An 18,327-nucleotide genomic window follows, 5' to 3' on the forward strand; every position below is an offset into this window, starting at 1 on the left:
TATGGAATTAGAAACAGTACTGAAGCATGGCAGGAAAATAAACAATCTTTTATGTATTACAGCAATGGTTACCTGTTTGTATCTCTTTTCGTTGTCGGGTTTGTCGCTTGTGCAGGCAAAAGAAGCAGTCGGGGGGAATGTGCCTTCAAGAAACCTGAAGTTAGGAGTGGTTGATTTAAACAGTGTGTTTGAGAAGTATGAGAAGAGAAAGAATTTTGATGCGCAGCTTAAAGAACAGGAGAAGAAGCATCAAAAAATTATTAATGATAAAAAGAAAGAGCTGGTAAGCTTGAATGAGAAGATACAACTCCTCGATTTAGGAAGTGAAGCAAGGAGAAAAGATGAAGAGGCTTTTGAAAAGAAAAATATAGAATTAGAATCATATGCGAAGTTTGCCGAGAAAAGCTTGATGAAGAAGTATAAGGATTATTTTGAAAATCTTTACACGGAGGTATGTAAGGAAGTAGAAAATATAGGCAAGCTTGAACAATATGATCTGATTATTAAGAAAGAAGAGCCTGAATTGCAGAGCGGGGGAATCTCAGAGCTGCAGTTTAAGGTTGGAATAAAAGCAGTCTTATACCATTCTGATGAAATTGATATTACCAACCGGGTAATTGAGACCTTAAATAAAAAATATGCAGAAGCTAGCAAGGGAAAATAATGCGTGGATAACAGACAAAAGACAATTGAACAAGAAATAGAGTACTCTGGTGTAGGGTTGTTTCGGGGGGAAAGTACAAAGCTTCGTTTTAAGCCAGCACCGTTAAATTCGGGTATATATTTTGTTCGTGTAGATATGCCTGGCAGACCCAGAATTCCTGCTCATGTTTGTTCCTTATCGAGTAATTATAAACGTATATTTCTGAAACAGAAAGAGGCTGAGGTTGAGTGCGTAGAGCATCTTATGGCGGCATTAGCAGGTTTAGGCGTAGATAATATAGAGATTGAAATTAACGGTCGGGAAATTCCTTGTGCTGATGGAAGCGCTAAGCTATTTTTAGAAATTCTCAAAAAAGCAGGGATTGTTGTGCTCGGCGGTAAAAAGAAACTCTATATCGTAACAGATCCAATCATTGTGCAGAATGGGAATGCAAGTGTTATGGCGCTGCCGTATGAAAAAGGTTTGATATTTTCTTATACCCTTGATTTTGATGGCTCTTTTATCCCTCAGCAAACATACGATATTGAATTTACGCAGGATAACTTTTGCAGGGAGATCGCGCCAGCAAGGACATTTGGCTTAAGCACCAATGTCGAAGAATTTAAATTGCTTGGTTTGGGGAAAGGGATTACCGATTTTAACAGCGTCATTGTGCATAAAGATGGCAAGATAACAAGACCCATTTCTATGGAACCTGCGGAATTACGGTTCCCCAATGAGTTTGTAAGGCATAAAATCTTAGACCTTGTGGGGGATCTTTACCTTGCTAATGTAGTAATTCAAGGCCATATTGTTGCGCACAGATCTGGTCACTCCCTCAATGTTCAGATGGCAGAAAAGATTGCACAAGGGGTGCTTGATTTAGAGAATATGGTTGCTCATAGTGACATTTTAAAAACATAAGGAATGTACGAAGAAAAGGAAAGAAATGGGATGAGAATTCATAAGTCTGCTATTGTGCATCCGGATGCTGTTTTAGGTAATGATGTTGAAATCGGGCCTTTTTCAGTTATAGGAGCAAGTGTTACTATTGGAGATGGAACGATTATTAAGAATCATGTCACCATTACAGGAAATACCACGATAGGGAAAAACACTATTATCCATCCCAACGCAGTTTTGGGCGCCGAACCGCAAGATCTTAAATACCATGGTGAATGTACCTCTCTTTTTCTGGGAAATAATAACGTAGTTCGGGAGGGTGTGACCATTAATATAGGTACAGCAGTCGGGGGAGGAAAGACCGTAATTGGCGATAGTAACTTCTTTATGGCGTATGCACATATTGCCCATGATTGTATCATAGAAGATAATGTTCTTCTGGCGAACGGAGTATTACTCGGTGGGCATGTTATTATTGAAAGAGGCGCAAAATTAATGGGCCTTGTTGGCATACAGCCTTTTGTAACTATTGGACGGTATGCCTATGTGGGAGGTCATACCCGAATTGTTCAGGATGTGCCACCATATGTAATTATTGAGGGTCATCCCGCAAAGATCCGACAAGTGAATGTCATTGGGCTGGAGAGGGAAGGTTTTAAGAAAGAGCAAGTTGACGAAATCAAAAAGGCATTTCGGACATTGTTTCGCAGGAATGAATCAGGCAGGAATAAAAATTTAGAAATGTTGGAAAAGCAAAAAGATATCTCCTCTGAGGTCAGTTATCTGATTACTTTCCTGAGAAATTCTGATAAAGGCAAGTTTGGAAGATATCGGGAGGCATTCCGATATTCATCATGTAACGATAAATTAAATACTACATCTGATCCGGAAGAAGATAAAAAAGAGGCCGGGTTGCCGATATACAAATCTAAAATGTTTTAGATTAAACGAATTCATGGTAAGGACTACCAGGCGAGAGGAATGCGGAGATTAAAAATTGCAGTTGTTGGTGTTGGGCATTTAGGGAAAGAGCATGCAAGGGTATGCGCCGAACTGCCCGGAGTAGAGCTGGTTGGCGTAGTCGATATACACACTGGTCAGGCAGAGAAAATTGCCCAACTGCACAATACGTGTTATTTTACAAATTATAAGGACATAATCGGTAAGGTTTCGGCCGTAAGTATCGCGGTGCCTACGAAATCACACTATGCTATTGCAAAGGAATTTCTGCAGAATGGCATACATGTTATGATCGAAAAGCCAATGACGGGGACAATACCTGAGGCGAAGGAATTAATACATATCAGTAAAGCAAAGGGCGTGATACTTCAGGCAGGATATATTGAACGATTTAATCCTGCTATAGCTGCGATTAAAAAATTTTCTATTAATCCAAAATTTATTGAATGTCATCGTCTAAGCCCATTTACCTTCCGTTCGGCAGATATTGGTGTGGTATTAGATCTGATGATACATGATATTGATATCATTTTACATATCACAGGTTCTAAAGTAAAGAAATTCGATGCTGTAGGAGTAAATGTTATCTCCGATAAAGAGGATATAGCGAATGTTCGTCTTCAGTTTGAAAACGGATGCGTGGCAAATATAACAGCAAGCCGCGTCTCTCTTACCCCTATGCGTAAAATGAGATTATTCTCTGAGGATTCATATATTTCTGTTGATTATCAGAAAAAGGATGCGTTACTATATAAAAAATCACCTAAATTAACCTTAAAGGCATTGAATGTCTCTGAGATGGATGTTTCTACTATCGCAGATCTGAAAAGTTATGTATTTGGCGACCTGTTAAAGATAGAACATATCAAGATGGATGACTATGAACCGCTCAAAAAAGAGCTGGAATCTTTTGTGAATTGTATTGTAGAGCATAAAGAGCCTCTTGTTTCAGGTGAAGAAGGCTTAAAAGCTATAGAGGTCGCAAACGATATTGTATGCGAGATAGAAAGAAATCTTAAGCTGGCCCATATGCCAAGTATGGAGGACGAATTATGACATCATTTGATTTTCTGCATATCGATGCTGAAATTATTGGAGGAAGGGTTGTTGGGAAGGCAGGAGGGGTGCTGGGCAAGATGTTACAGCCCTATGTAGATCAATTTTTTGAAAAGATCAATTCCTTAAAAGTAATTGCAAAAAAGAATGGAATGCAGGTATATAATCTCTATAATCCGCCATTCCCCAGTCAGGCAGGAATGAGATTCCTGGAAAGAAAGTTAAGAATGATGCTCTCTAAAATGGCATTCCCTGTCACCGCTAATTTAGCCATAACGCATAAATGCCAGTGCCAGTGTATTCACTGCAGTGCAGACCCATTTATTGACCCTGCCAAGAAAGAGCTTACGGTCGGGGAGATAAAAAAAGTTGTTGATGGCGCACTAGACCTTGGCGCAAGTCTGGTTATTTATGTGGGCGGAGAGCCTTTGCTTCGCGAAGAGCTTTACGAACTCATTCATTATGTAGATAAGACCAAAGCTATTCCTATGATATTTACGAACGGATTGCTTCTGACGGAAGAGAATGTCCGGAAGCTTGCCAATGCAGGCTTATTCTCGCTCAATATTTCTATAGATAGCAGTGAACCTGAACTCCACAATGAGTTCAGGGCGGTACCCGGTTGTTACCAAAAAGCATTTGAAGGAGCTGAACGCTGCCGGAGAGCTGGCATCTTAACAGGTATTTCTACCTATGCGACCGGCGAAAGTATCAAGACAGGGAAGGTCGAAAAGCTTTTAAAGATCGCACAGGATCAGGGTTTTTCAGAGGTTACTATTTTTGATTGCATACCTTCAGGCCGGTTCTTAAAAGATACATCAAAAATACTGACAGCGGAAGACCGGAAACAATTGATTGCGCTTACAAAGAAATATCATGAGATGGATCATCCTATGGGGATCAATTGCATGTCAATTATTAATTCTCCAAGGGGAGTGGGTTGCTATGGAGCACAATCGCAATTTTATATGACAGCATATGGCGATATCAATCCCTGTGATTTCAACCCGATTAATTTCGGAAATGTACGTGAGATGTCTATTCAGGAAATATGGAAAAAGATGGTCACGCATCCGGATTTTAGCAAGAGATATCCTACATGCCGGATGCAAAGTAAGGCATACCGAAAGAAGTATATTGATCCACTTCCGAAAGATGTAAGACTACCGGTAAAAATAGAAGATATCGCGCCTGTTGAACTGGCGGAACAGGAGACTAATCTTGCAGGAGTTCATTAGTGACGAAAATAAAAGAAGTTTTTTATCCTTTGAATTATTTCTATGATCGGAGGTAACTATGGGTAATGAGATTCTTATCACAAAGAAAATGAGCACGGGAGAAGTGACAAAGAAATACCCGGCAACAAAAGCGGTTTTCACAAAATATTTTGGGAAAGGATGTTTTGATTGCCCTTCCTTTGGCACAGAGGATATTAACCTTGCATGCATGATGCATAATACAGATGTTGATAAATTTGTCAAAGAACTAAACGAAGCGGCGAAACAAGAGGCAAGTAAAACCTCATAAACGATCCCGTATACATCTTTAAAGAAACCCGAAAATCTGATGAGGAGGTTGATAAATACATTTGGAGCCAATACATTTGGAAGAAAAGATAAAATTTAATAAAGAGCATTTTATCCCAAATATCCTTTATGCCTCTCCGAAGGTAAAAATGCCCCTTATTTGTATGGAACCCGGACAGGAAATTCCATCCCATGGAGGGCACAGCGTGGGTATATTTTATGTGAAGGAAGGTAAAGGGATCTTCACCCTCGATAATCAGAAAATTGATATGGAAAAAGGAACCGTAGTTATTGCTCCGGAAGGCGCATCCAGGGGAATGAAATGTGTGGAACGAATGGTTGTTTTAGCTATGAGTGCGGGGTAAAAGAATGGGAAAAATTAATGTAAAAGAACAGATAGAGTTTTCAAAAGAAAAATATGTATCAAAAATCCTGTTTGATAGTGATAAGGCACGGGTCGTATTGTTCTGTTTGGAAAAAGGGCAGGAGGTGCCTTTGCATACAGTGAAACCTCAGGTGATAATGCTGGTAATTTCAGGAAAAGGTTCATTTACTGTAGGAGACAAGATATATAAGGTTAAACCAGATTCTGTAGCGATTTGTGAGAGCATGGAAGCGCATGGAATGAAGGCTGATGAGCAGATGGTTGTCCTTGCTTCAATCGTACCGCGGCCATAATGAAAGACTTTTAGACAAGGAGTAGTCATGAGTGAGAAATCACCTGTTACGTTAGACGTTAGAAATATTGTGCCCAGGGAAAGACATCCAAAGATTTTTAATACTTTTGATGGCCTCAAAAAAGGAGAGATGATGGTCCTGATAAACGATCATGATCCCAAGCCGTTAAAGTATCAGCTTGATGCGGAACGAAAGGGGCAAATGGATTGGAAATATATTGAACAAGGACCGGAAACCTGGAAGGTAGAAATAACAAAAAAATAACACGGGTTATAACCCGCGTAGGGAAAAATCTATTTTTTATGTATGTATATGTTGTTTGAATTTAAGGAGGGAAAGGTTTATATGATCAAAGAAGTAAGATGTATCGTCTCTATAATAATGATGGCTCTGTTTGTCTGTGTCGGTTTTGGCTGCAAAAATACGAGTGCGAGAAAAGCAGAAGCTGTTACCGCGCCCAAAATAACGAAAGAGACAATAGAAAAGCCGTCAGTTACTCAAGCTGTTCAGGAACCAGTTGTTGCTCAGCCGAAGGCAGAAGTAAAAAAGGAAGAAGCAAAACAAGAAGCTCCTGTCCCTGAGGAGCAGGAGGAGCGTAAAGAATCGCATGCCGGTTGCCCATCAAAACAGGAAGAAATGGCTTCTCATCCAAAAGATACGAGGACAATTCAGGAAATTATTTCTCAGATAACAGGGGAAAAAATAGGCCCTGATAACTCTGGCGATCTCTACCATAACGGATTGACAGCAACCTATACAGGACCAAAAGAGGTATTCCCCGGTGAAGGTAAATTCGGGAAGCTATTCAGCTTTTTGCCTATTATAAGGTGGTATGATCCGGACCATTATTATACACCGAATATGGCAGTTTCCGGAGAGTTTAGACACGAAGAATGTGTTATGTGCCATACGGTGCAAACGCCGGGTATTGTTGCACAGTGGAAGAAAAGCAAGCATGCATCAACGGAAAAGGGTGTGGTGGGATGTGATAAATGCCACGGGAACAATCATCAGCAGCTCTACATGCCTTCCTGGCGACACTGCGGTGAATGTCATCCGGAGCAGCAATCAGGCCATCGTGATGGTAAGTTAGGCTCGCACGCATATGCGTTTCACGTAAATGTAGTAGAGACTCCGTGGCAGATAGCAAAACCGGCAGAAGAGGTAACCGCCTGTGCGACGTGCCATGGTATAGCTGAAAATCGGTGTGATGGATGCCACACAAGACACGACTTCTCTCTGGCAGAGGCAAGAAAGCCCAATAACTGCGGTATCTGTCATACAGGCTTGGACCACTATGAGTATGAGATGTACCGGGAATCATACCACGGGATGATTTATGAATCTGAACAACATACCTGGGATTGGACGAAGCCTCTGAAACCGGCAAACTATAAGACCCCTACCTGTGCATTTTGTCATATGAAAGATGGTGAACACAACGCACAGAAGGCGTCTACCATCTACAGTCATATGGGTACATCTCTGGTAGACCGGGGAGCGCCGAAATTTAAAGAGGAGAGACAAAATTGGATTAATACCTGTAAGGGATGTCACTCACCCAGATTTGCGGCAGATCAGCTAAATGCTATGGATGAGGCCGTAAAGCTCAGTTTTACCAAATGGCGTGAAGCTATGAAGGTCGTAATGGATCTCTACAATGATGGTATGCTGGATCCCATGCCAAACGATTTGGCGCCCGACTATGCAGGGCATTATACCTTTAGTCTGTTAGGTGGCGAGGGAAGAATGTATAACGTTTCCGACATAGAGCGAACCTCCTTTGAGATGCTTGTCTATGTAACCAATGCCGTGTACAAGGCGATGGCGCATGGCGCTATGTATGGCGCTACTTACGGGAAAGGCGCTTTTCTGCAGGATCGTTGGCTTGTTCAGGTGAAGAGCGAGGCCAGCCGGTTAAGAAGATTAAGGGCGCTGGAAGATAAGGTAGGCATAAAACATAAAGCATATGATTTCTGGAAGCACGGCGAGTATACCGATTTACTCTTGGGCTGGAGAAGAAAGCCAGGCGATGTAGATAAATCAGCTTGTAAACATGAGGGTGAAAATTGTCTGGTTGATTAACAGGCTATGTAAAACCTCTGATTGCTCGTAACCGGGCTTTTCAGAAAAATAATAAAAAGGCTTAATCTCTGATAAGGATTAAGCCTTTTTTGTTTTTCATTCTTTTTCTTTACTGGCCTAAAAAACCCTTAACAAATTAGTAGAGCCTGGCTTCCAGATAGGAACTCCACCGGTGAAGGCAATCATTTCACCCTCTTTGATGTAACCAGCTTGCTTAGCGGCTTCTATACTTTTTTTCATCATGTCATCAGTATTTTGTATGGGTTCCGTAACGATAGGAGTAACTCCCCATACGAGTGCAAGTCTTCTATAGGTATGTAATGATGTGGTTACTGCAAGAATATGCTGTTTGGGACGGTATTTAGAAATGAATCGCGCAGTACTTCCTGTCTGTGTAGCGGTAATGATAACTTTTGTATTGAGATTATTAGAAACCTGGCATGTTGCAATACTTATTGCATCGGGTACGGTAATCGGACTGTCCGGTATCCGTAATGTCTCGAAGTTTTCTTTTCTCACTAAAGCAGGTTCTATTTCATTAGCAATTTTTGATAACATAATGACGGATGCGATGGGATATCGGCCTTTAGCTGTTTCCTCGGAAAGCATAACTGCATCGCTTCCATCAAAAATAGCATTCGCTACGTCAGTAACCTCTGCACGGGTTGGTCTATAATTTGTGACCATAGAGCCTAACATTTGGGTGGCGGTAATAACAGGCTTACAGTAAGAATTAGCCAGATGAATGATCTTCTTTTGAGCCAGAGGGACCTGTTCCAGCGGTATTTCAACGCCCAAATCTCCCCTGGCCACCATAATAGCGTCTGCGGTTTTTATAATATCCTCAAGATTATTCAGCGCTTCATGCTTTTCAATCTTAGCAATAACGGGAATATCTCTGTTTTTCGCGCGTATAATTTCCTTAAGCTCAAGAATATCATCCTTATTTTTTACAAATGACAGAGCCACGTAATCTACATCATGTTCAATCCCGAATTCAAGGTCACTTTTATCTTTTTCCGTAAGAGAAGGTATTGGCAGGCTCCTTTTGGGTATGTTAATTCCTTTTCCTGATGGTAAAATACCACCGACAATAACCTGACAGATAATGTCCGTACTATTTTTACTGACGACCCTTAATTCTATTTCGCCATCACAGAGAAAGATAGTATCGCCAGGGAAAACGATGTCCGGTAAACACGTATAGGTAATTGATGCTATTTTTTCATTTCCTTCCACGTCCTTGCTGGTGAGGGTAAATACATCGTCAGCGTTCAAGGTAATTGCATCTTTATAGAGAGATTTTATTCTAACCTTTGGCCCTGATAGATCTTGAAGGATAGCAATTGGCCTGTTGAGTTGCTGAGAAACGAGGCGTATATTCTTAATAGTAGCCTCATGTTCCGATAGGGTTCCATGAGAGAAATTTAACCGTGCAACATCCATGCCCGCATGGATCAAACCCTCAATCATGGATGCGGAGCTACAAGCAGGTCCAATAGTGCATACAATCTTTGTTCTTGAAAAATAATCTATCATAAGAACCTAACCTTGTAGGGCGAGGCTTTAGCCTTGCCTCCCCTCCTGAATAACCTACACGAGGATAGCAAACCGAAAGGTTTGCCCTACAGAATTGAAATTCCTCAACAGAAAACCAGGATGTACCATAATTATATATGCTTATCTCATAAAGCAAAGAAAATCAATTTATACAGATGTAACAAAACAATTATCTAACAAAGATGCAGGGATTTCAAGGGTTTTATAGGGAAGGAAAACTGAATATCTCTGATGGGTTTCATGTACCTTTTGTCTCCCCACATGGTACTTTACCTGCATCATTTCACCCAACTTGTGGATAGGAATGGGGGTGCCCACAAAGGAAGATGCTTTTGTATCATGAGACACTTCTGTCTCAAGACACTTTTGTCTCACGGGACATTTATTGTATTTAAATAATTTAATAACATAGTATTTTTCTTTTCAGAGGTAAATTTTTTTTCAAGCAATGTTTGTCAATGAAGATGGTGTTTTTTTCTTAAAAATACGTTTAAATTTGAGAAGTATTGTTAATTATGTACTTGTTTAACAGGGGTTTATGTGAAATAAAGATAAAGTATCTCAATATCTGTTATTCTTAAGTCACGTATATTTCTATGGAGACTTTTGCTTATTTCCGCACAAAAGAAGCGTCTGAATTACTATTCAGTATAAATCTTTATCTTTTGGTATATTTTTTGATTGTAATAACTATCACAGATAGAACTAAATGCTCACTCATGGAGTTGAATTATTGGTTGAGTAATATTGTTTTAGAAATGGAGGATATATGGTACAACAAAATATCCTGATTATAGACCACAATCCATTTTCTTGTTGTACGGAAAACTGCAATCAGCTTACGGAATTAATTCAAAGTTCTCTTTTTCTTCAGCAATTTCGTTTTCAGACTACTACACTATTTCCACGTGAACCATCAACTTTTTCTCCTGATCTTATTATCTTTCGTCCCGCGAAAGAGACCTTTACTGAAGCTCTTTTTTCCATTAAGAAAAACTGGGGGAAAGCCCCTGTTGTATGCCTTTTCTGTAATGGATGGAATACGTCTCCTGAAATCTTCCAATCTTTCCACCAGGGTATGGATGACTTCCTATCATGTCCTTTCAGGGAAACTGATCTTCTCCTGCGCATTCAACGTCTTCTGCACCAAAGAAATAGTATACATACGTATGATTGCATGGGGAGAGGAAAAGAAATGCTGAATCGTGAATTATTAGTCGGTGAAAGTGAATCTTTCTTGCAGGAGATCAGAAAAATTCCCCTGTATGCTCATTCTGATACACCGGTCTTGATTTCTGGTGAGACGGGAACCGGAAAGGAACTCTTTGCCCGGGCGATCCATTACAACAGTCCACGCCGCGGGAAACCATTCATCCCCGTTAATTGTGGCGCCTTGCCGAACCACCTCTTCGAAAATGAGCTTTTTGGACATGTCAAGGGTGCGTTTACCGATGCCTCCTCAACAGAAAGAGGCCTTATTGCAGAAGCTGAGGGGGGAACCCTTTTCCTTGATGAGATTAATACCCTGAGCCCTTCTGCTCAAATAAAACTCCTGCGTTTTCTTCAGAACCGGGAATATCGCCCTTTAGGTTCTTCTAAGAATAGAGTTGCTGATGTCTCAGTCATTGCTGCCACGAATTCGGATTTAAAACAATGCGTTGAGGCTAAACGCTTCCGTGAGGACCTCTATTATCGTATCAATACCTTTTCCTTATCTTTGCCGCCTCTTCGTGAGAGAACAGACGATATTCCCCTTCTGGCTGCCCATTTTCTCATGAAGTATGCAATCCAGCATTCGCGGAACATTTCCCAAATCTCCTTCGGTGGATTGCAAAAACTGTTACAGTATCATTGGCCAGGAAATGTTCGTGAACTGGAAGGTGTAATTCTGCGTGCCGTAATTACATCATCTTCTCCGGAGCTTCAATCAACTGATATAGATCTCCCGATACATGATGAGCAGAAAAACATAGTACAATACAGTTCCTTTCAAGAAGCAAAATCCATTGCCATTAATGACTTTGAACGGACTTATTTAACTACTATCCTAACAGCGCATCAGGGAAACATCACCCGGGCAGCAAAAATTGCCGGAAAAGAGCGTCGCTCCTTTCAGAGGCTCCTCCAAAAACACAATCTCCATCGCGATACCTTCCAAAAAGCTGTGTAATCATCCCTGTAATTTACCATTGGGCCTATCTGGTTATGGAAAAGCACGCCAGTTTTGAATTTATATAATCTACGATAGTTCATCCTGTCATTCCCGAACGTCTTTATCGGGAATCCAGCCATCCAATGTCATTATGATGCAATGGTGGATTCACTTCGTGTGATCCACCAAAGGGATAAATTCTAAGCATGAATATGAACTTTACAGACAACCTCTTAGCATTTTACCATTCCCTTAATAAAAATGCTTAATAACATTGCCCTGTCACCTCAGAGACCGCTTATCTCTGATGATTCCGTCTCCTGGTAGCAAGCATTTCAAAAGAATCACTCCTCCGACATACCTTTTTCTCTCCTTTTCGAAGGTTTTTACCGGAAAGATTGTAGTTGCTCAAAATACTGCCGGATCGTAAGGGTGGTATGGATAAGGGCTGTCCAAAAAGGTAGTATCGTATCATTGCGAAGGAGGAGCTGAGAAAGATGTGTGAGTGGTTTAAAAAGGAGAGCTTGAAAAACCTTATCAAAGGGAAAATACAGGGGTTATTAATCCCCCTTCCGAAACGAAGGAAATAACCTCGTTATTTCCCACTTTCTCAATACTCATACATTAAATTTAGAATTGAGAAGATTGAGTATGCTATCTGCTGCATGCTCGGATGCGCCCGGCTTTGCAATTTCATGAATAAGTGAGGACAGATCACGAATACACGCTTCTCTCTTTTGAGTATTATGAAGGAGTTGAACTGCTTCATGTGCTAGCCACGTATAGTTCCCCCTGTACATAAGGAGTTCCGGAACGATCATCTTGTTAGCGAGCTTATTTACAAGCCCAATGTAGGGAGTAGTCAGAAATGGCTTGGCGATAAAATAGGCGAAAGGAGAAATTTTATAAACAATAATCATCGGCTTGAGATAGTAAGCAATCTGTAATGTGACAGTTCCCGCGCCTGCTATACAAAGTTTGGATGCCTTGATTATCTCATGGATGTTCCCTATGATAATCTTGCAACAAAACTTAGAGTCTTTTACAAGAGTATGTATGAGATCAAAATGTTGATCATTGCTACAAGAAACGACAAATTGTACGGAAGGAATTGCCTGCTGTATTTGGAGAGCAGATTGTAATAACAATGGCAATAACCGGACAATTTCCTGTCTACGGCTGCCAGGAATAAGAGAAATTATGGTATCTCCCCATTGCTTTTTTAGTTCCGAAACGATTTTTTCATCAACACCTGATTTGTAAATCTCATCAAAGAGAGGGTGTCCTGCATACGTGGCAGAGATGCCTGCATTCTCATAAAACTGTTTCTCAAAAGGGTAAATAACTATTACTTTATCTACCAACTTCTTCATCTTCTTTACACGCCAGGGCCCGTGCGCCCAGATCTGTGGACTAATATAATAAATTACCGGAATCTTGCACTTTTTAGCTGCCTTTGCCAGATGGAAATTGAAACCGCAATAATCAATCAGAATAACTGCCTGCGGCATTTCCTTTTTAAAAAAACGAATACAGTCCTTTTTTATCCTTAAAAAGGCTGACAACTCCTTCAAAACATGGAGCCACATTAAGGACTTTTTAGACATATCATGAAGGCAATGCAAACCAGCATGTTTCATGTTCTCTCTTCCAAGCCCATAAAATTTTATATGCGGCTCTTTCTCAAGCATGCAGCGCATAAGATTGGCGCCATGGATATCCCCTGATGAGTCTCCGGCGCTTATGAATATTTTTTTATACATTTCCGGCATGGATTATCCTAAAGGTATACACAATAAGGTTTATCATAAAAAATGGAGGCATGAGTAACCAGACAATTACGAGAACAAAGGAAGTGTCTGTACAAAATAATGCGCGGTACGTATCAACAACAAAGATGAGCAAGCAGATGATGGGAAAGGCAAGAAAAAGTATTATGATGATAATAAAGAGGGTAATGTGGGTGTTAAGCAGGAAAAAAGAGAGGAAAAAGTTTGTTCCATAGAACAAAAGAAGTGCGCAGGAAAATATCTTTATTTTAGCAAAAAAATACGTTACCGCAGATGTTACGAAAGATACAAATGCCGTAATGAGCAATGCAGAAAGGAACACATAAACTCCAAATTCTCTGTAGACAGCGAAAAGTAAAACATCTGCGTATCCTTAAAAAAATCCCAGTATAAGCATAGTTTATTTCATACCGGGATTTTTTCAAGATAATTATTACCACAAAAAGAATCTATTTATTTTCGTTAAAAAAGTCCTGTTTAACGTTCAGAGACACACTGATGTGCGGCCGCAAATAAACAAACCAGAATACGATACCAACCAGAACTACTCCACCCACGATATTTCCGAAAGTAACAGGAATAAGATTATTGATAAAAAACCCCTTCCAGGTAAGTTGAGAAAGATCCAGGGTTTTTCCTGCCATCTTTTCGGCTGCAGCAACGACAGCAGCATTGCTTCGTAACACTATACCCATGGGAATAAAATACATATTTGCGACACAGTGTTCAAAGCCGCTAGCAACGAATCCACCAATAGGGAAGACAATGGAGAGCACCTTATCTGCAACGCTTCTACCGCTAAAACAGAGCCAGACAGCCAGGCATACCATAGCGTTACAAAGAACGCCTCTTGCAAGGACTGCTTTAAAAGGCAAATTAACTTTTGTATGAGCGATGAGCAATGCCTTTGCGCCAACCATATTATGAAAGAATTCAAATTGATGCGCATTGTACATCCAATAGACCATGGTAAGACTACCAATGAAATTCCCTGTATACGCGATAATCCAGTTATTCATCATATCACGTGTTGAAATCCTCTTGCTCACGTAGCCCATAATCATCAGACTGTTTCCTGTAAAAAGCTCTGCACCGCCGATGACTACAAGCATAAGTCCAAGAGAGAAGACAATACCTGCTATTACTGCATTCAGTCCGAAGTGCAAAGTAGAATCACTGATAACTAATGTGGCAAATTGTGCGCCGATACCGATATAAACTCCAGCTAAAATACCCAGCAAAAAGGTTTGTGCGAAACTTAATTTTGCCTTTAAAGCAGCAACCTTATCGATGCGGGTCGCGATCTGCGGAGGTGAATATGCATCTATATCTATTATTTGTATAGCTTTCGGAACATTATTTTCTGCCATTCTTAGTTCTCCTTTTCTCTTATCTCTTTGATGGACGTAAGTATATAAACCAGTACACACCTGCAACGAGAACTATACCGCCGAATAAATTTCCAAGAACAACAGGAATCATATTATCAATCAAAAATCCTTTAAAAAAAGTAAGGTTTGAAAGATCCAATTTTCCACCTTGTATATTCTCGGCGGCAGCCAGCACGGAGCCATTACCCTTGAGAACGAGCGCCATAGGGATAAGCCACATATTCACAACACAATGCTCAAATCCGGATGCTATGAGACAGGATATAGGCCATAGCAGCGCCAATATTTTATCCATATTACTTCTACCACTATACGAGAGCCAGATGCCTAAACATACGAGGGCATTGCAAAGCACGCCCCTTGCAAAAGCAGCACTAAATGGTATATTCACTTTATCATTGGCAGCAAGAACAATCTTAGCGCCTAAGAGATGATTGTTTATCATCCATTGTCCGGAATTGTATATCCACAACACAAGGGTTAGTGCACCGATAAAATTACCAATAAACGCAATAATGAGATTTCTCGTAAGGTCTCTGCCAGTAATTTTTCGCGCCATAAAGGACATTGCAATAAGGCAATTTCCCGTAAAAAGCTCTGCACCGGCAATTACGATTAAAATCAAGGCCATGGTAAAAGCAGCTCCGCCTACTAACTGATTAAGACCATAATTAGAGGTTGCTGTATGAGTTACGAGCATCGCGAGTTGTGTGCCTAACGCAATAAAAACACCGGCAAGGATGCTGAGAGCAAGCAATGTTAAGGTACTGAGCTTAGATTTTGCTACCCCTATCATTCCTACTCTATCCGCCATTTTTGCCGGCGCATAGGCATCGATCTCTATGACAGGTATAGCATACTCCTGACTGCCTGGATTTGCATTCTGCGCATTGGACATAAATCCCTCCTTTCTATTGTAGTATGAGATTACGGAACATGAACATTTCTATCACATGGCACAACTTTCTTTGGTAAATATTTATAAATAATTTATTTATACTAAATATTTAGGGCAAATTTCAAAAATACTTATAGAAAATAAATTAAAAAACACAGATTGCTTTGCTGTGCAGACCTACAAGAATGATTGTAGCAGTATGAGAAATAAAAATAAGTTACTTTGCAGTGGCTGAAGATTGCCAGCCCCTGCACTAAAATATTTTATCCAAGAAGTCGGCAAGGGTCTCATATAATAAATAGAGAGGAATTTCAATTACACGTAGGGCAAGGCTTTAGCCTTGCCAAAGTCAACTTACTTACTATGAATTTTAACCCTTACTAACAGGGATCATTTGAGGTTCGGCAATCTTTCCCTCTTTTTGTGCAACAGGTTCTTTTGTGATAATTGCTTTTATCATGGAACGTATCATACTATAAAATATAAAAGCCCATGCAATAAATGCAGCGTAGATAAAATATTTTGAGATATTGGCAATAAAGGGTATTTGAATGGCTTGCGAAAGCCTTATGGTACACGCGGTATACATGCCTAAAGGGAAGACCATACCCCAGTAAAGCGGCGTGTACTTAAATTGTGCCTTATTGAAGATATATTTCCATATCCCCATAATTATCAGGAATGGTATCCACCAGGTGCCAAATGACCAGAAAAGCAGGGTAAATCCTTTTGTAAATCCCAGGAAATCAGTATAGGGACCGCCTATTTTAGGAATCTGTATGCATAAGATTGAGCCTGCCAGGGTTGTTATGGCGAGTGCACCCATATTAATCCAGTAGGGCGGTACTAACGCATCGGGAGATACTTTAAAGAATACTAACCGGTAAATGATTAAGGTAATGAGTATCATATACAGAAATGAGCCGATCATCCACCAGGCAAAAGAAGAAAATAACACGAAACTGGCGGCATCCTCATATTTAGGCGCAAGCAATGCACCCAAAACCGCCAGCGACTGGGTGCCTACGGTAGCTATGAGCCATCCGCCGTGCAACACCACCTCAATTCTTTGGTCACATTTTATAAAGAGAATGCTAAATGTGGATAGAGAAACCGATGCCCATAAAAATATGCCAAAATACCAGAACACCTTGGCAATTTCCGGCTGATTAAATACCGTAACAAACTGGGCCCCAACCACATTGGTGGCTGCAACTGTGGTAAAAAATACCAGACTTAATTTGGGATTAGAAAGGTCGCCGTATAAATTACTCCAAAACATCCTTACCCGCAATAATTGCAGTGATGCAATGATTGCATATGCAACGATGTTTAGATAAAAGAGTCCATACGCAATACCGTTAAAACCAAGAAGATTAGAAGCGATCGAAATTATGCCTGTTGACATTACCATTGCAAAATAAGCCGGATGGAATGTCTTGATTGTATTTCTCATAACACTCATTGCCAAATACCTCACTATTTAAATGCATAGAAATTTCAATTCCGGAAGGCAACCCTTTCGGATTGCTCTCTCCCGTATGCCTGTTTATGCGGGGAAGCAAGGCTAAAGCCTTGCCCTACATTACCTACGGTTGCAATTTGCAACCTACAAGGGTATTGTATACAGACCACAACTGGCATTCCAAATAAATAAATTCATTAATATTTAATAATTTAATGTAACTATCTATAAATATGAAACTTATAAAATATAAAAAAATTTTATTGTTAGGAAATGGTAATATGGTATTTCAAATATGATATGCTTATTTCAAAATTTAATGGATGAAGAGATTGTATTTTCGTTGCGCTGCGATAGAAAGCCTTTGATTTTTGATTCTCTTATACGTTATCATAATCATAGTGTCCTCGTAACTACCTGCTTTCTGAGTATGGTTATTTGAGTAAGTAAATTTTTGGAGGTAAAGATCTATGGAAAAAGAAGTTATTACAAAAAATATGGTGATTAATGATGTTATAAAAAAGTATCCAAAAACAATTACGGTTTTTAGTAAATTTAAAGTAGATGCTTGTTGCGGAGGTGGATTTAGTATTGAAAAAACGGCTGGAGCAAGCGGAATAGATATGAATTCACTCCTAACAGAGCTTAATAAAGTTGTCGCAGCATCCGGTAAATAAAGTGTGTATATTTGTTATTTGTATCTGTAGGGCGAGGCTTTAGCAACTTTTGGTGGATTCGCTTTGCTTAATCCACCCTCATTAGTAGAATTACCGGTAGGGTGGATTACACGAAGTGAATCCACCATTGCATCGTAATGACATTGATTTGCAAGGGCGAAAACACAAGGTTCGTCCCTGCACCGCACAGTTTTGCCCTTATTTTGAGTCATTACCGCTTATTTATACACAGCGTCATTAATCAGATACGAATCTCCGTTTTCACGGGAACAAGTATGTCATTCCCGCCCCCGCTTTCACGAGGATAAACTCCAGCGGGAATCCGGAAAAATACTGGATTCCGGGTTAAAATAGGTTGGGTTTTACAAGGCAAAACCCAACGACTTTTTACCCACCCCTGAATCCCCTCCCAAGAGGGGACTTTTCTACTCCCCTCTCGGGAGGCTCATCCTTACCCACATCTTTTCAATCTTTTTTTTATGTGTAACTTATCGTATCATTTATGTTTCGTAGTAATTTATACGTTTTCTTTATTTTTTCATT

General features: G+C 40.1%; 19 protein-coding genes. 13 read left to right on the forward strand and 6 right to left on the reverse strand.

The features are described from left to right. Position 1: 1 nt before the first annotated feature. From FBQ94_RS03415 to FBQ94_RS03460, 10 genes are all read left to right on the forward strand, one after another. Positions 2 to 664 carry an OmpH/Skp family outer membrane protein gene (locus FBQ94_RS03415; RefSeq protein WP_007220532.1) on the forward strand — a complete coding sequence of 221 codons (663 nt, stop codon included), beginning with the start codon at positions 2 to 4 and terminating at the stop codon, positions 662 to 664. Positions 665 to 667: 3 nt separating this feature from the next. Continuing rightward, positions 668 to 1,567 (forward strand): UDP-3-O-acyl-N-acetylglucosamine deacetylase, encoded by a 900-nt coding sequence (gene lpxC, locus FBQ94_RS03420; protein WP_007220533.1) that lies wholly within the window; start codon positions 668 to 670, stop codon positions 1,565 to 1,567. 30 nt (positions 1,568 to 1,597) lie between these two features. Beyond that, a complete protein-coding gene (gene lpxA, locus FBQ94_RS03425) occupies positions 1,598 to 2,488 on the forward strand; it encodes an acyl-ACP--UDP-N-acetylglucosamine O-acyltransferase (protein ID WP_007220534.1) in 891 nt (296 codons plus the stop codon). Positions 2,489 to 2,527: 39 nt separating this feature from the next. Next, positions 2,528 to 3,562, forward strand: coding sequence for a Gfo/Idh/MocA family protein (locus FBQ94_RS03430; RefSeq protein ID WP_007220535.1), 1,035 nt, complete (start codon positions 2,528 to 2,530; stop codon positions 3,560 to 3,562). Beyond that, a complete protein-coding gene (locus FBQ94_RS03435) occupies positions 3,559 to 4,800 on the forward strand; it encodes a radical SAM/SPASM domain-containing protein (protein WP_007220536.1) in 1,242 nt (413 codons plus the stop codon). Before FBQ94_RS03430 ends, FBQ94_RS03435 begins: the two co-directional genes overlap by 4 nt. A 58-nt stretch (positions 4,801 to 4,858) precedes the next feature. Further along, positions 4,859 to 5,089, forward strand: coding sequence for a DUF1858 domain-containing protein (locus tag FBQ94_RS03440; protein WP_007220537.1), 231 nt, complete (start codon positions 4,859 to 4,861; stop codon positions 5,087 to 5,089). 61 nt (positions 5,090 to 5,150) lie between these two features. Then, a complete protein-coding gene (locus tag FBQ94_RS03445) occupies positions 5,151 to 5,453 on the forward strand; it encodes a cupin domain-containing protein (RefSeq protein WP_040543250.1) in 303 nt (100 codons plus the stop codon). A gap of 4 nt (positions 5,454 to 5,457) precedes the next feature. Then, positions 5,458 to 5,766: a cupin domain-containing protein gene (locus FBQ94_RS03450; RefSeq protein ID WP_007220539.1), complete on the forward strand. Its 309-nt coding sequence runs from the start codon at positions 5,458 to 5,460 to the stop codon at positions 5,764 to 5,766. Positions 5,767 to 5,793: 27 nt separating this feature from the next. Further along, on the forward strand, positions 5,794 to 6,030 hold the full coding sequence (locus FBQ94_RS03455) for a DUF2249 domain-containing protein (protein WP_007220540.1): 237 nt from the start codon (positions 5,794 to 5,796) through the stop codon (positions 6,028 to 6,030). An 81-nt stretch (positions 6,031 to 6,111) separates the two neighbouring features. Beyond that, positions 6,112 to 7,851, forward strand: a complete 1,740-nt coding sequence (locus tag FBQ94_RS03460) for a multiheme c-type cytochrome (RefSeq protein ID WP_007220541.1) — start codon at positions 6,112 to 6,114, stop codon at positions 7,849 to 7,851. Positions 7,852 to 7,968: 117 nt separating this feature from the next. Here FBQ94_RS03460 and pyk read toward each other — a convergent pair whose 3' ends face one another. Next, the gene (gene pyk / locus FBQ94_RS03465; protein ID WP_007220542.1) at positions 7,969 to 9,390 is read right to left on the reverse strand and encodes a pyruvate kinase; all 1,422 of its coding nucleotides are present in this window, start codon (positions 9,388 to 9,390) and stop codon (positions 7,969 to 7,971) included. Positions 9,391 to 10,180: 790 nt separating this feature from the next. Here pyk and FBQ94_RS03470 point away from each other — a divergent pair. Further along, positions 10,181 to 11,581 (forward strand): sigma-54 dependent transcriptional regulator, encoded by a 1,401-nt coding sequence (locus FBQ94_RS03470; protein WP_007220545.1) that lies wholly within the window; start codon positions 10,181 to 10,183, stop codon positions 11,579 to 11,581. A gap of 599 nt (positions 11,582 to 12,180) precedes the next feature. Here FBQ94_RS03470 and lpxB read toward each other — a convergent pair. Continuing rightward, complete coding sequence (gene lpxB, locus FBQ94_RS03475; protein WP_285441985.1) at positions 12,181 to 13,326, reverse strand: lipid-A-disaccharide synthase; 1,146 nt, start codon at positions 13,324 to 13,326, stop codon at positions 12,181 to 12,183. 59 nt (positions 13,327 to 13,385) lie between these two features. Here lpxB and FBQ94_RS03480 point away from each other — a divergent pair, with 59 nt between their 5' ends. Continuing rightward, entirely contained in the window at positions 13,386 to 13,568 is a 183-nt protein-coding gene (locus FBQ94_RS03480; protein WP_007220547.1) for a hypothetical protein, read from the forward strand. A gap of 234 nt (positions 13,569 to 13,802) precedes the next feature. Here FBQ94_RS03480 and FBQ94_RS03485 read toward each other — a convergent pair whose 3' ends face one another. The 3 genes from FBQ94_RS03485 to FBQ94_RS03495 form a co-directional block, all read right to left on the reverse strand. Beyond that, on the reverse strand, positions 13,803 to 14,723 hold the full coding sequence (locus FBQ94_RS03485; RefSeq protein WP_007220548.1) for a formate/nitrite transporter family protein: 921 nt from the start codon (positions 14,721 to 14,723) through the stop codon (positions 13,803 to 13,805). 19 nt (positions 14,724 to 14,742) lie between these two features. Further along, positions 14,743 to 15,642 carry a formate/nitrite transporter family protein gene (locus FBQ94_RS03490; RefSeq protein ID WP_007220549.1) on the reverse strand — a complete coding sequence of 300 codons (900 nt, stop codon included), beginning with the start codon at positions 15,640 to 15,642 and terminating at the stop codon, positions 14,743 to 14,745. 370 nt (positions 15,643 to 16,012) lie between these two features. Then, the gene (locus FBQ94_RS03495; protein ID WP_285441986.1) at positions 16,013 to 17,098 is read right to left on the reverse strand and encodes a tellurite resistance/C4-dicarboxylate transporter family protein; all 1,086 of its coding nucleotides are present in this window, start codon (positions 17,096 to 17,098) and stop codon (positions 16,013 to 16,015) included. 479 nt (positions 17,099 to 17,577) lie between these two features. Between FBQ94_RS03495 and FBQ94_RS03500 the strand changes: the two genes are divergently transcribed. Beyond that, positions 17,578 to 17,784 carry a DUF542 domain-containing protein gene (locus FBQ94_RS03500; RefSeq protein ID WP_007220551.1) on the forward strand — a complete coding sequence of 69 codons (207 nt, stop codon included), beginning with the start codon at positions 17,578 to 17,580 and terminating at the stop codon, positions 17,782 to 17,784. A 14-nt stretch (positions 17,785 to 17,798) separates the two neighbouring features. Here FBQ94_RS03500 and FBQ94_RS03505 read toward each other — a convergent pair whose 3' ends face one another. Further along, positions 17,799 to 17,996, reverse strand: a complete 198-nt coding sequence (locus FBQ94_RS03505) for a hypothetical protein (protein ID WP_285441987.1) — start codon at positions 17,994 to 17,996, stop codon at positions 17,799 to 17,801. Between the last annotated feature and the right edge of the window lie 331 nt (positions 17,997 to 18,327).

This window comes from Candidatus Jettenia sp. AMX1, from assembly GCF_030263775.1.
Taxonomy (GTDB): domain Bacteria; phylum Planctomycetota; class Brocadiia; order Brocadiales; family Brocadiaceae; genus Jettenia; species Jettenia caeni.